Annotated in this window: 12 protein-coding genes and 1 pseudogene; 10 read left to right on the top strand and 3 right to left on the bottom strand. The window is 59.0% G+C overall.

Annotated features, from left to right (window positions below):
• Positions 1–232 precede the first annotated feature (232 nt).
• Entirely contained in the window at positions 233–1,015 is a 783-nt protein-coding gene (locus ACH79_RS19960) for a nucleotidyltransferase domain-containing protein (protein WP_161852514.1), read from the top strand.
• A 196-nt stretch (positions 1,016–1,211) separates the two neighbouring features.
• On the opposite strand, the gene ACH79_RS19965 is transcribed toward ACH79_RS19960, so the two are convergent.
• Complete coding sequence (locus ACH79_RS19965; protein ID WP_161852515.1) at positions 1,212–2,411, bottom strand: alpha/beta fold hydrolase; 1,200 nt, start codon at positions 2,409–2,411, stop codon at positions 1,212–1,214.
• A 68-nt stretch (positions 2,412–2,479) separates the two neighbouring features.
• Between ACH79_RS19965 and ACH79_RS19970 the strand changes: the two genes are divergently transcribed.
• The 5 genes from ACH79_RS19970 (at position 2,480) to ACH79_RS44040 (ending at position 7,086) form a co-directional block, all read left to right on the top strand.
• Entirely contained in the window at positions 2,480–3,133 is a 654-nt protein-coding gene (locus ACH79_RS19970; protein WP_246738605.1) for an OsmC family protein, read from the top strand.
• A 30-nt stretch (positions 3,134–3,163) separates the two neighbouring features.
• Positions 3,164–4,405, top strand: a complete 1,242-nt coding sequence (locus ACH79_RS19975) for an NAD(P)-binding domain-containing protein (protein WP_161852516.1) — start codon at positions 3,164–3,166, stop codon at positions 4,403–4,405.
• An 11-nt stretch (positions 4,406–4,416) separates the two neighbouring features.
• The gene (locus tag ACH79_RS19980) at positions 4,417–5,583 is read left to right on the top strand and encodes an NAD(P)/FAD-dependent oxidoreductase (protein WP_161852517.1); all 1,167 of its coding nucleotides are present in this window, start codon (positions 4,417–4,419) and stop codon (positions 5,581–5,583) included.
• A 10-nt stretch (positions 5,584–5,593) separates the two neighbouring features.
• The gene (locus tag ACH79_RS19985; RefSeq protein WP_161852518.1) at positions 5,594–6,049 is read left to right on the top strand and encodes a MaoC family dehydratase; all 456 of its coding nucleotides are present in this window, start codon (positions 5,594–5,596) and stop codon (positions 6,047–6,049) included.
• A 620-nt stretch (positions 6,050–6,669) separates the two neighbouring features.
• The gene (locus ACH79_RS44040) at positions 6,670–7,086 is read left to right on the top strand and encodes a DMT family transporter (RefSeq protein ID WP_246738606.1); all 417 of its coding nucleotides are present in this window, start codon (positions 6,670–6,672) and stop codon (positions 7,084–7,086) included.
• Between the two features lie 349 nt (positions 7,087–7,435).
• On the opposite strand, the gene ACH79_RS19995 is transcribed toward ACH79_RS44040, so the two are convergent.
• The gene (locus ACH79_RS19995) at positions 7,436–8,776 is read right to left on the bottom strand and encodes a transposase (RefSeq protein WP_161852520.1); all 1,341 of its coding nucleotides are present in this window, start codon (positions 8,774–8,776) and stop codon (positions 7,436–7,438) included.
• Between the two features lie 197 nt (positions 8,777–8,973).
• Positions 8,974–9,087: a hypothetical protein gene (locus ACH79_RS44045; RefSeq protein ID WP_246738692.1), complete on the bottom strand. Its 114-nt coding sequence runs from the start codon at positions 9,085–9,087 to the stop codon at positions 8,974–8,976.
• A gap of 306 nt (positions 9,088–9,393) precedes the next feature.
• Between ACH79_RS44045 and ACH79_RS20005 the strand changes: the two genes are divergently transcribed.
• From ACH79_RS20005 to ACH79_RS20020, 4 genes and pseudogenes are all read left to right on the top strand, one after another.
• Entirely contained in the window at positions 9,394–10,965 is a 1,572-nt protein-coding gene (locus ACH79_RS20005) for a winged helix-turn-helix domain-containing protein (RefSeq protein WP_161852521.1), read from the top strand.
• A gap of 205 nt (positions 10,966–11,170) precedes the next feature.
• Positions 11,171–12,610, top strand: a pseudogene (locus ACH79_RS20010) (IS1182 family transposase).
• A gap of 298 nt (positions 12,611–12,908) precedes the next feature.
• Positions 12,909–13,268: a GYD domain-containing protein gene (locus ACH79_RS20015; protein ID WP_161852522.1), complete on the top strand. Its 360-nt coding sequence runs from the start codon at positions 12,909–12,911 to the stop codon at positions 13,266–13,268.
• 64 nt (positions 13,269–13,332) lie between these two features.
• On the top strand, positions 13,333–13,923 hold the full coding sequence (locus ACH79_RS20020) for a malonic semialdehyde reductase (RefSeq protein WP_161852523.1): 591 nt from the start codon (positions 13,333–13,335) through the stop codon (positions 13,921–13,923).
• Positions 13,924–14,057 lie beyond the last annotated feature (134 nt).

A 14,057-nucleotide genomic window follows, 5' to 3' on the forward strand; every position in this document is an offset into this window, starting at 1 on the left:
CAACCCTGCGGAGGTTAAGCTCCGCAGGGTGGTCCGAAAGGATGTCAGCTTTCAGGGGCGAAGCGGAAGGACATTCGCTCGCCGGGCGCCTTCCGCTTTGGACCTTGGCTGTGTGATACACGCCAAGACCCAAAGCTGACATCTCATCGACCCCATTGGAGGAGTCGCAGATCGCGTAGGGCTTGTCGTCATACTTCCTCGCTGGCATTCTGAGGCTGGCTTGGAGACAGATGTGACCAGCACGCTTCCTTCCCAACATGCTGCATTTCTTGAGCGGCTCGTCGACAATGTGAGGCAGGACGATCGTTTTGAGGCGCTTTTGGCAGGCGGCTCAATGGTTCATGGCGGCTTCGATGAACTGTCCGACCTGGACCTAGTGCCCGTCGTTCGAGACGATGCCTATGCACAGGTGACGACGCAAAAGCGCGCTGTCGCGGAGCGCTTTGGTGATCTACTTGCCGCTTTTACGGGTGAGCATGTGGGCGAGCCGCGGCTGTTGATCTGCCTCTATGGACCCGAACTTCTTCATGTCGACCTGAAGTTCGTTGTCCGCTCCGATCTGACCCAGCTTGTCGAGCGTCCGGTTGTTCTGTGGGCGCGCAATGCGGCGGCAATCGAGGCCATCCTAGACAGCGCAGCAATAGTCTGGCCAGAACGGTCGCCCGATTGGTTCGAAGAACGCGCTTGGATCTGGCTGCATTATGGGGCGACGAAGTTGCAGCGCGGTGAGCTGTTCGAAGCAATGGGAATGATCGCGTTCTTTCGAGAGCAGGTTTTAGGCCCCATGCTCAACCGGCGGCTGGGTCACCCGCAGCGGGGTGTGCGCAAGATCGAGCAGATCGGCGGGGCAGTAGACCAACTATGCGCCGTGGTCGCCGATCACAGCAAGGAAGGTGTTACATCGGCGCTGCGGAACGCTGTGTGCCTATACGTGGAACTGCGCAGCGACAAACCTCCGGCAGTTTGCACGCGGGGGATGCCTGAACTGCTCATGCCGTTTCTTCGGAGAGATTGAAGAATGCGATCAGGACAGCGGTGCAGCCGGTACAACAAGGCCGGCTCTGTGCAAACGGACGGGTTATGTGCCGCAATGGTTCGATTGTGGTAAAAAAGGTCGGAGAATACTGCTGCGGAAAAACTCCGCTGAAATCGCCTCCGCCAAGCTAAGAGAAGCCTTCGTCGCAACGCAGTACCGCCTTGCCCTCGAGGCGTCAGCGTTTCAGAAAAAGCTCTATCTCCTCGAAAAACCGCTCAGAAGCCGCCTCATGCTCTAGAAAAAGATGGTTTTGACCCTGAAGCGGGATAAATCGGGCGCGCGGAATGCCGGCGGCCATGGAGCGCCCTAACTCGAACGGCACTCTCGCATCTCCTCGCGCGTGCATGACCAGCGTCGGCATAGTCACCTTGTCAAGAAGCTCAGTGACATCAATTTCTCCGGAGGCTTCAAAATAGCGCGCTGCGCACTCGGGTGACGTCGTTCGGCGTTGCAGTTCGTTGAAGAAGGCAGCTTGCTCTGGTGTGGCCTCGGGCATGAATTGCGCGGTAAACATCTGTCGAAAGGCCGGATTGTCTGATCCCCAGCCGTAACGCATCACCGTCGTCATGGCCGCTTTGAGTTCCCTTTGCTCCGGCGACCTCTTTGCCATGCCAAGCGCAAATCCCCCATAAAGAATAAGGTGAGAAACTCGTTCCGGGTGTCGAACAGCATACGCAATGGACACCGCGCATCCCTGAGACACTCCAAGGAGAGGAAATCGATTAATACCAGCTGCATTGACCACTGTTTCAAGGTCACTGATCCAAGCTTCGAGGGACACCGTCTCGACATCCCAGTCGGACATGCCATTGCCCCGCGCGTCGTATCGGATAAGCGTGTACTTTCGCGCCAGCCCGTGAACGACGTGCTGCCACACAGGGGTCTCCCAATCATATTCGAGGTGGTTCAACCAATTTGCCGTTTTGACCAGAGGGGGCCCACTGCCGGCAATCGCAAAGGCGAGACGAACACCTTCGGGTGTGCGGCAATACTTGATCTCCTGGTTCATCTGTGACGGATTGGCATCGGCATCGTTGGGTTTTTGCCCAAGGCTGCCTGACTCGGCTTGCAGACCAATCAATCGATACCCGCGGCCCGGAACCGTAACGACAAAGCTTTGGTCGCTTGCCCCGTCATCGAGTGCCTTCCTAAGTGCTGAGATGTGGACGTGAATGTTGCTTTCTTCCACTGCCAGCCCCGGCCATACGCGCTCTAACAGGTGGTCCTTAGAAACGACGTTGCCCTTTGCAGAAGCGAGTTCGCAAAGGATCTCCATCGCGCGGCTGCCCAACTGAACCCGAACGCCCTCCCGCGAAAGCTCGCGCCGTTCGGGATCAAGAAGGAATCGGCCGAAGCAAACCTTATTGCCGCCCATCAAAGCTCCACGACACGATCGCCGGTTCAGAACAATTAAGGTTCTAAACCAAGGATCTTACACGAGCATTGCCCTACCGTCCACGGAAGGTGCTGCTGCGGCAGCAATCCAGCAGCGTTTGGAACTTACTCACGACAAAGGAGAATGAGACGATGACTACGGACACTTCGACCCTCGCAAAGGTAGACAACGGCGTTAATGTGACTGCACTTCTTGGCGCGCGCGAAGCATTGGAGAAGGCGCCGGAAGCCGCACAGTTCAAATGGCGCGCGACCTGCGAATGGTTAGACGGGACACACAGCCGCTCAAAGATTGGCCAATTCTTCGGGCTCGGGGCGGAGCAGTCACGCGACAGGACCTTCGCGGTCGAGGCAGATCATCCCAAGGTGTTTGCGGCCGAAGACCATGCTCCGACCCCGGTCGAACTTATCCTCTCCGGGCTTGCGAGCTGTCTAACAGCGGGTGTTGCCGCGGTCGCCCAGCGACGCGGCATACAGCTGCATTCGGTCAAGGCATCACTTGAGGCCGACATGGATATTCAGGGCATCCTCGGCATCGACGACGAGGTGCGCAATGGCTTCGGCGCCATCCGCGTTCATTTCGACATTCGCGCCAATGCAAGCGAGGACGACATCAAAGCGCTCGTGGCTCAATCGCAGAAGCGTTCGGCCGTATTCGACATCATCACAAACCCGACGAACGTCTTCGTCACCGTTAACTAACAGCGGCAGCTGACAAAAGGAGCGAGTGTCGTGAGGTTCGCGACCACCATCATCATCGGTGCCGGCCAATCGGGATTGGCCATGAGCAGGCATTTAACCGCCCGCTCGATCGACCATATGGTCCTCGAGCGTGGCGAAGTCGCTAACTCATGGCTGACGGAGCGGTGGGACTCGCTGCGCCTGCTGACGCCAAACTGGCAAAGCCGGCTGCCAGGATACACCTATACCGGCAATGATCCGGACGGCTTCATGACTATGCCGGAAGTCGTGCGCTTTCTGCAGCAATATGCCGAGCTTTCGCGCGCTCCAATCGTGAGTGGAACGCGCGTCACTCGGGTAAGGCAAGCTGATGGAGGCTATGAGGTCGCGACCAGCCAGGGATCATGGCGTTGCCGCAAGCTAGCGATAGCAACGGGAACCTGCAACCTTGCCGCAATCCCATCGCTCAGTGCCGATCTGCCCCCCGAGGTGACCAGCCTCACACCGCTGCAATACAAAAACCCCGGCCACCTGCCGGATGGCGGCGTGATGATTATCGGCGCCTCGGCCAGTGGCATTCAGCTCGCCCGAGAGATCCAGGCAGCTGGCCGTCGCGTTGTACTTTGCGTCGGAGAGCACGTGCGGATGCCGCGAACCTATCGCGGACGCGATATCCAATGGTGGATGGATGCCATCGGCGCCATGGATGTTCGGTATGACACGCTCGAAGACATCGAAAGGGCGCGGCGCCTGCCGTCGCTGCAGCTCATCGGAACGCCGGATCGCGTCACGGTAGACCTCAACAGCCTGCACGGGGCGGGCGTCGAGCTCGTGGGTCGACTCGTCGGTCTGCGGGACGGGAAGGCACGCTTTTCCGGATCCCTCGCGAACCATTGCATGCTGGCGGATCTGAAGATGAACCGACTTCTTGACAGCATCGATAGTTGGGTAAACGCAAACGGGTTTGCGGATCGATTTCCCGCTCCCCATCGTTACGAGCCGACAACCGTTGGGTCGGAGACCAAGCTCAGCTTGGACTTGATCTCCGCTGGTATTCGTACGGTGATTTGGGCGACAGGATATCGCCCCGACTACTCTTGGCTCGACGTCCCCGTGCTCGATCGCAAAGGGCGCATCCGTCACGATGGAGGGATTGTCCCAGCGCAGGGAATGTATGTCCTGGGCTTGCCCTTCATGCGGCGGCGAAAATCATCCTTCATTGATGGAGCTGGCGACGATGCTGCGGATCTCGTCGCTCATTTGGACCAGAACCTAGCTCGCGCTGCTGCTTGAGGGCAATTGCCATGAACGGGCTCTACAGTCTCGACTCCCATTACGATGCCGTGGTCATCGGCGCGCGCTGTGCGGGCGCCGCCACAGCATTTCTCTTAGCAAGGTCAGGGGCCAAGGTCCTGCTGATCGACCGACAGGCCTACGGCTCCGACACACTATCGACGCACGCCTTGATGCGGGGCGCTGTGCTCCAGCTCAAGCGTTGGGGACTGATTCCGACTGTCCTTGCAGCCGGAACACCCGCCATTCGATCGACCACGTTCCACTACGGCGACGAAGCGGTTAGAGTAGACATAAAGCCGGATCATGGCGTCGATTGTCTGTTTGCGCCGCGGCGCACGGTGCTCGATCCCTTGCTGGTCGACGCAGCCCGGGAAGCCGGCGCGGAGGTCCGCCACGGCGTCGCTCTGTCCGAGTTGCAATTCGCAGGGAGCGGCCGGGTCATTGGCGCCTTGTTGAGAGATGCTGGCGGGGCGTGCATGAGCGTTCGCTCAGACATCATCATCGGTGCGGACGGCCGCCAGTCGACTGTCGCACAGCTTGTCAATGCCAAAGCGTACGTCGAAGGCTCCAACGCCTCGGCTATCGTGTTTGGCTACTATGAAGACCTAAACCGCGACGGGACGCATTGGCACTTCGCGAATAATGCGGCGGCAGGAGTGATTCCGACCAACGCCGGCCGCTGCGTCTTTGCGGCAGTCCCAAATTCGCGATTGGGCGCGACATTTCGCGGCGATGTGATGCGCGGCTTTCTCCAGGTGCTGGCGTCGAGCTTTCCGAAGCTGCGTGAAGACGTCGATCGGGCCACACTGATCGGCCGCCTTCGAGGTTTTGGGGGAGCAACGAGCTATCTTCGACAATGTCACGGAGCAGGATGGGCTCTTGTCGGTGACGCCGGCTACTTCAAGGATCCCCTCACTGCGCACGGAATCACTGATGCCCTTCGTGACGCGCAATTGTTGGCGATACGCATCCTCGACGGCGGTCGCGCGATAGAGGGCTACCAACACGAGCGCGATGCGCTGTCCATGCCATTCATGCGCGTTACCGACGCGATCGCTTCGTTCTGTTGGGACATCGATGGGATCAAGCAGCTACATGATGATTTGAGTGCCATCACGAACATGGAGGTCAATCACATAGCAAGCTTGTCTCAACTGCCCTCCCTCGCAGCATAGGAGTACAAAAATGTCGACCGATTCACCTTGGACACGAACGCTGGCCGGCCGACCCGTGCCGGGCAGTCGTGCGGAAAGGAGCCGCACGACCACAATGCGCGATGTCGAAATTTTCACCGAGATGACAGGGGACAAGAATCCCATCCATTATGATGTCGAGTTGGCGGCAAACTCGCCCTTCGGCGGCCTTATCGTACAAGGCGGAATCACTACAGGTCTCATGAACGCCGTGGTCGCGGAAGATCTCCCGGGACCGGGCACGGTGTTTCTCGAAACGAACTGGCGTTTCGTCAAAGCCGTCCGAGTCGGGGAGACGATTACGGCAAGCGTCAAGGTCGAACACGTCCGAGATGACAAGCCGATTTGCAAGTTGGAGACCGTTGTCCGCAATGCAAGCGGGGAAAATTGCATAATCGGGACCGCCACCACTTACACCATGCCGCTGTCTCGGCGTGTGGCCGGGTAGCCGAAGGATGCCCATAGCCAAGTGACGGGCTATCGCGCTGGCTCGATGCGCCATCAGGGTTGTCGCAAATTGCAGTGCCGAGCAGCGGCAGGACACGGTCTGTGGTCGGTCCTATTGAAGTTTCGAAACGGCGCTCTCATAGCTCCAAAAACCAACGACTAGGCGAATCTCGAATGAAGCGGACTACCAGGACAATTGCCTTGACCGGTCTGGCGATGGTTGCATTCGCAGCAAATTCAGTGCTTTGCAGAGTCGCTCTATCCCAAGCTGCGATTGATCCGGCTACTTTTACCGTTGTACGGCTTGCGTCAGGCACGTGCGTGATGTGCCTTATCTTGTCGCTTTGTCGGAAGCCTAAACAGTCCAGCGGATCGTGGCCTGCATCTGTAGCGCTATTCGCTTATGCGGCCGCATTTTCCTTTGCATATATCTCCCTTTCAGCTGGAACTGGGGCGCTTCTCCTGTTTGGCGCTGTTCAGGCAACAATGGTAAGCTATGGGCTCGTCCGCGGTGAACGATTACCCGCCTTACAGTGGCTCGGACTGACAATTGCTATCGCAGGTTTGGCGGCGCTCGTTAGTCCCGGTGAATCGGCACCATCTGTGACGGGCGCGTGTCTTATGCTGGTTGCTGGCATTGCATGGGGCGCTTACTCGTTGCTCGGCCGTGGCATTGCGGATCCCCTCAGCGTGACGGCCGGCAATTTCCTGCGTTCCCTAGCAATCGCAATTTGTCTTTATCTGAGCGTTGTGGTTTTCGGCACGAACCTCACGGCTATCGGGCTCGCCTGTGCGATCCTTTCTGGCGCAGTTGCTTCTGGGCTTGGTTATACGATCTGGTATGCGGCTCTCCCATGGTTGACGCCTGCGCAAGGCGCATCAGTGCAATTGAGCGTTCCGGTTATTACGACGTTAGGAGGCGCTTTTGTGCTTGGAGAAGCAGTTACTCTTCGCCTGTTTGTATCTTCAGTTGCGATACTCGGCGGAATCTCACTTGTGATAGGCAGCCGAGAACGCGCGCTATCCCACACCAGTTGAGTGGTTATCGATGATGTCGCTGAGCGACGGCCACATGGCGAAACATAGCACGCGGATAGCCAATGATCAGTTCTCCAAGGTCGGGTAGAGGCCAGCGGCTGGTATCGCCGAGAACATTGGCAGGAGACCTCGGGTTATCATCCATGCCCGACCTTGGCAGGCTTAGGGAAAAGGCTGCTTCTGGCCCTTTAGCAGACGTCTTCGACTGCCAACGATGTTTGCTTTCAAGGGCGAAGGAGATCAGTTTGACGCTAGCCGCTGTCTGTTTTTTGCCGATTCCGTTGAAAAAGGCGGCAGTAGTTTCGTCGTGAACGCCCGCTGTTCCGCGGACGAGTCGGCTTGATGAGGCTCACGCGGGCATCGGGATCAGCTTGGCCATCTTACGAAGGTTCTGAGCGGTTGCAGCGAGGGTGAACTCATCACGTGCGCCATTCGGACCCCTTAGTCGTAGCCGATCGAGCTTGAGAATGCGCTTGAGGTGCGCGAACAGCATCTCGATCTTCTTCCGGAGCCGACGTGAAGTGCGGCCTTCCCATGATCTTGCGATCTCGCGCGCCATGTCGCGAGCGCCCTCGTAGATCGAGCGCGGCACTTTGCGGGCCGGAGTGTTGGGGCAACACCTGCTTCTCAGAGCGCATGCTTGACAATCGTGCTTGCTCGCACGGTAGAGGATCGTCGCATCGTCGTTCACCGGCGTCCCTGTGGTGGTGAGGGTTTTGCCACCGGGGCAACGATAGATATCCCCGGCATGATCATAGGTGAAGTCCTCGCGCGAGAAGGTCCCGTCGGTGCGGGCCGACTTGTCGAAGACGGTCACGTGCGGCTCGATCCCGTGCTCGTAGAGCAGCCACCCCAGCATCTCGGCGGAGCCATAGGCGCTGTCACCAAGAATCCGGCCCGGATAAAGATCGAACCGTTCGAGCGAGCGTTGGATCATGCGCTTGGCGGCCAACACTTCCGCCTGGCGGATCGCCGTGGTCGCCTCGACATCGACGATGATCGCGTTCTCAACGTCGATCAAGTAGTTCGTCGAATACGCAAAGTAAGCTTGTCCGCCGTGCGCTCCCGTCCAGCGCGCCGCCGGATCGGAGGGCGACACGAACTTCGGCGTGACCTCCGTCGCAGCACCGAACGCGGCGTCATCAAGAACGGCAAGGTATTCATCGATTGCTCGACCCGCGGCCTCCGGTGGAAGCCCCTTGCTGCCTTCGATACCCTTCTGCCGATTGGCATCCGCTTTGATCAGGCTCGCGTCGACCGCGAACCCTTCGCCACCGACTAGCCGCTCCCGGATGCAGTGGCGCAAAACGGCCTCGAACACGCGACGGAAGAGATCGCTCTCACGGAAGCGGCCGTGCCTGTTCTTCGAGAAGGTCGAGTGATCGGGGACAGCCCCGTCCAGTCCCAGCCGGCAAAACCAGCGGTACGCCAGATTGAGGTGGACTTCATCGCAGAGGCGACGCTCCGATCGTATGCCGAAACAATAGCCCACCAGGAGCATCCTGATCATCAGTTCGGGATCGATCGAAGGTCGTCCGATGTTGCTGTAGAACGGCGCCAGCTCCCGTCGCAGGTCCTCAAGCTCTACGAACCTATCGATCGACCGGAGTAGGTGGTCGGCCGGGATGTGCCTTTCGAGCGAGAACTCATAGAACAACGCAGCTTGTTCGATTTGCCGATGCCCCATCATGACCTTCAGTCCTGCCAATTAGACAGACTGAATCACTGATATCTCTGCGTCGCAACAGCCGCCTTTTTCAACACAATCGGGAGATTAGCCGACCCGGTTAGGCAAGCCTGCCGAGGCTCGTTTTTGACCCAATGCGGAAGTCGGCCCCCGATGAACGGTGCGCGGGCGTGTCCAATGCTGGTCACTGGTGCTGAATATCAGACATCCATCGGAGGGGATCGGACGCCTCGCGGGTCGATTGAGCGGTTCGAGGCGACGTAGTCGATCTCGCCGCGCGTAATGCCGATATCCATCAGCTCCTTATCGCTCAGGTTGCAAAGATCGGCTCGTAACCGCTCTCATTTGCGCCATTCTTGAAACGCACCCCAAAAATTCTTGAAGGCGCTGGAGACGCGCCGCGTCGCGGTCGTCTGGGCTAAATCCGTTGCACTGTAGGTCGTGTTCATTGCAGCACCTCCTGGGTGCGTTGTTTCCACCCAGACAACGGTGCCAAGCCGCCGGCGGGCGCGCTTGACATCCTCCTTACATTTTCCTCACCGGCGGCTTATTCTTGGCCGCTCCAGGCGTTGCTAAAGCGCTTCCCGACGATTAGAGGCCCAACCAAGGGTTTTCGCAGCTTGCGTTATCTCTTCGAGGAGTATGCATTCGACACTGACCGACGCGAGCTGCATCGCGGGGCGGACGTGATCTCCGTCGCGCCACAAGTATTCGACCTGCTCGATTACCTAATCCGCAACAGGGAGCGTGTCGTCAGCAAAGAAGACCTCATCAACGCCATCTGGAATGGGCGCAGCGTATCCGATGCAGCGCTGACGACCCGCCTGAATGTCGCTCGCAGCGCGGTCGGCGATTCCGGTGAGGAACAGCGCCTCATCAAAACACTGCCGCGCAAGGGCTTTCGTTTCGTCGGACCAGTGCGGGAAGTGCAGGGGCCGGCAGGCGGGGAAGATGCCAATAATCCAGTAGAACCGAGGAAACCAGCCCTCACGCTCCCCGATAAGCCATCGATCGCCATTCTCCCCTTCGCCAACCTGAGCTCCGATCCGGAACAGGAGTACTTTGCCGATGGAATGGCCGAGGACATCATCACGGCGCTATCTCGTTTCAAGGCGCTGTTCGTCATCGCCCGCAACTCGAGCTTCACATACAAGGGTCGTGTCGTTGACGTGAAGCACGTCGGACGCGAGCTTGGGGTGCGCTATGTGCTGGAAGGGAGCGTTCGCAAGGCGGCAAACCGGGTGCGCATCACGGGACAGCTCGTCGATGCCGCCGCTGGCACACATCTGTGGGCAGACCGGTTTGATGGTGGGCTTGTCGATATCTTCGACCTGCAGGACCAGGTGACTGAGAGCATTGTTGGAGCGATTGCGCCCGCGATTGAAAAGGCCGAGATCGAGCGTGCCAAGCGCAAGCCGACCGAGAGCCTCGACGCCTATACGCTCTATTTGCGCGGTTTGGCCAGGTATTATCAGTTTGCTAGTCAGCAAGCGAACGACGATGCGTTGCGCCTGTTCAACAGCGCAATCGAGCTCGACCCGGATTTTGCGTCTGCCTACGGTCGTGCCGCCTCTTGCTACGTCTATGCCAAGATCAATGACTGGTTTTCAGACACGGCGAAGGAGATTGCCGAAGTGACGAGGCTCGCTCAGCGGGCGGTTGCGTTGGGCAAGAATGACGCGATTGCGCTCGCCGCCAGCGGGTGGGCGTTAGCGTATGTCGTTCGTGATCTTGGGGTAGGTGCCGCCTTAATCGATCGCGCGCTTGTGCTCAATTCCAATTCGGCCGAGGCATGGTTTTACGGTGGCTGGGCCAAAATCTATCTCAGCGAGCCGGAAGAGGCGATCGAGCGCCTCGCGCGTGCCATGCGCCTCAGCCCGCTTGATCCGCGGCTGATGGGAATGCGAGCCGGGACTGCGTATGCCCATTTCCTCCTGGGCCGCTATGACGAAGCGGCATCTTGGGCGGCAATGGCATTGCAGGACAATCCGGACTATCAACCTGGATTACGCATCGCCGCCGCAAGCAATGCATTGGCCGGACGACCGGAGCAAGCACACAGGGCAATGGCTCGACTGCGGCAACTCAATCCGGCGCTACGTGTTTCCACTCTCAAATACCGGGGCCCTTGGCGGGCCGAAGACCTCTTGCGATATGAAGAAGGATTGCGGCAAGCCGGGCTGCCCGAATGAACATCACGGCCAGGTGGTCGCCTTGTTGCGACGAGTTGATCGAAGAGTGCGACTTCCAGAACAGCGCTTAAGCCGGCGTCATGTCGGCTGACAGAAGCAGATCGGACGGCGGTCCATGCTTGCCTCTACCGCCGCTAGTGACCCTGGCTGTGTGAAAACGCTGTGCCGCTGTTATGATTCTCCCCGTGATTCTAGGGGGGGATCGATGAGGCGCTTCGTTGAGGAGGCCGATCGCGGGCAATGGACGCTACTGCCCGAGTGCCTCGATGATTTCATTGACGAGAGCAACCCCGTCCGCGTGATCGACGTGTTTGTCGGTGCGCTCGATTTGGCTGAGATGAGCTTTGAAGGAGTGGAGCCGGCGGCGACTGGTCGGCCCTCGTACCATCCCTCGGTTCTGCTTAAGCTTTACATTTACGGCTACCTAAACCGGGTGCAGTCGAGCCGCCGGCTCGAACGAGAAGCCGGACGCAATGTCGAGGTGATGTGGCTGCTGGGCCGGCTCGCTCCCGATCACAAGACGATCGCGGACTTCCGGAAAGACAACGGCTTGGCGCTTCGCAAGGTCTGTGCGCGCTTCGTCGAACTCTGCCGCGAAATGGGGCTTCTAGGGACGGCGAGCGTCGCCATCGATGGCAGCAAGTTCAAGGCCGTGAACAATCGGGACAGGAACTTCACAAAGGCGAAGGTGCAACGGCGGCGTGCTCAGCTTGAGGAGAGCGTCGCCCGCTATCTGAGCCAGCTTGACACGGCCGATCGACAGGAGCCAAGCGAGGCGCTGGCCGCAAAGGTAACAAGGCTCACCGAGAAGCTGACGAAGCTCAAGGAGGAAATGGGCAAGCTTGCGGTTTACGAGAAGCAGATGCTGGATTCGCCGGACTAGCAAATCTCCCTGACCGATCCGGACAGCCGTTCGATGGCGACGAGTGGCCGGGGTTCCGGCGTTGTCGGCTATAATGTGCAGGTCGCCGTTGATACCGAGCATCATCTGATTGTGACGCACGAGGTCACGAACAGCGGCTCAGATCGGGCGCAACTGGCCAATATGGCCAAGCAGGCGAAGGGTGTTCTAAAGACCGAGACGCTCGAGGCCGTTGCCGATCGCGGCTACTTCAGCAGCCTGGAGATCCTCGCCTGCCACGAGGCCGGCATCACGGTAACTCTGCCCAAGCCGCAGACCTCGGGCGCCAAGTCAGATGGCCGCTTCGGCAAGCAGGACTTTGTCTATTTGCCAGAGCAGGACGCCTATCGCTGTCCAGCTGGAGAGCAACTGCCATATCGCTTTACGAGCGAGGAAGACGGCAAGCGGCTACGGCGCTACTGGACCTCGGCCTGTCAAAATTGTTCGCTCAAATCGCGGTGCACGACCGGGCCAGAGCGGCGGATTACGCGATGGGAGCATGAGCATCTGCTCGACGCTGTGCAGCAGCGCCTTGATTCAAACCCACAAGCCATGCGCCGGCGTCGCGAGACGGTCGAGCATCCGTTCGGCACGATGAAGGCCCGCATGGGAGCGACACACTTCCTCACCAAAACGCTTCCAAAAGTAGCAGCCGAGATGGCGCTCTCGGTGCTGGCCTATAATCTGACACGGGTCATGAACATCGTCGGGACCAAGCCGCTGATGGCTGCGATCGCAGCCTGAGATCGAACCGGTCCTGGCTTCTCTCCAACCTCCCTGGGAAGGATGTTTTTACACGGCCAAGACCCAAAGCGGCCGTTCGAGATCGCATCCCAGCGCGGCGTGGGCGCAATAACTGTTTTGTCGATTACGATGGCTTCTCGTTTCGAGCGTGCCTTCACGGGAGTGGCGCGAAGTGCTACACTGTTTTCAATATTAACACTGGTGCCGTGAGCTTGCCGTTGTGAGGGGAACAAAGATATCCGCGGCAATGCGTTTTGCGGTGAGCAAGGGGGCGGCAAACTCTGAAAGGAGACCCTCCATGGCCCTTTATGCCTTGCAGACGGCTTACGCCCCTGTCGGGTGGGCAGCCCTGCTCAAAGATCCTCAGAACCGCATGGAGGCCGTCAAACCTGTTGTTCAACGACTCGGCGGCAGTGTCGTCGACGGCTGGCTGACGTTCGGCGATTACGACGTGCTGGTGATCTGTCAGCTGCCGGACAATGTGAGCGCCACGGCGCTGTCCATGGCGATCTCAGCTGGTGGGGCGGTTAAGAGCGTCAAGACCACGCCGCTCGTGACCTTCGACGAAGGGCTTGAGGCTCTCAAGAAGGCCAAGGACGCAGGATACACGCCGCCGCCTAGCGAAGTCCCGTACTTTGGCGTGTATCGCGGCGCGTGACGCCTCGATGAGGTAGTGAGCTGCAACTTGAATTGAAGTAGCTTCAAGAGCGAGGAGGTATCTTATGGCGACGCCACTCGATGATTCCACGCTTGATACGATCTTTCGCAAAGCGCGTACTCAAAACAAGTGGTTCGATAAGCCGGTTTCGCGTGAACAACTCGTTGCCCTGTACGATCTGACGCGCTGGGGCCCGACCAGTGCGAACTGCTTCCCCGTGCGCATCGTGTTCGTGACGACGCCGGCGGCGAAGGAGCGACTAAAGCCCCTCGTCCTTGAGGGTAACCGGCAAAAGGTGACAGACGCGCCGGTGACAGCGATCATCGGCTACGACACCAGGTTCTACGACTGGCTGCCGCGCCTGTTTCCGCACGTTGATGCCAGATCCTGGTTTATCGACAAGCCCGGTTTTGCCGAAACAACGGCCTTCCGCAACAGCAGCCTGCAAGGCGCCTACTTTATCATGGCGGCGCGGGCCATCGGGCTCGACTGCGGACCGATGTCCGGGTTCGACAACGAGGCTGTCGATCGGGAATTCTTCCCCGGTGGCCAGATCAAATCGAACTTTATCTGTGCCATCGGCTATGGCGATCCGGCGGGATTGCTTCAGCGTCTGCCGCGTCCGGATATCAACGAGGTGTGCTCGTTCGTGTAACCGATCTGCATGTGCAGCGCGATCGCGGCCGCCATGCAGACCCCGTTTGAGTGTCAATCGGCGTTGGAGTGGGACCCTGTGTCGGCGACGGCCCGGCATGACACTGCCAGCACGAAACTTCCAGCCGAGCTGCG

The sequence above is a fragment of the Bradyrhizobium sp. CCBAU 051011 genome (assembly GCF_009930815.1).
Taxonomy (GTDB): Bacteria; Pseudomonadota; Alphaproteobacteria; order Rhizobiales; family Xanthobacteraceae; genus Bradyrhizobium.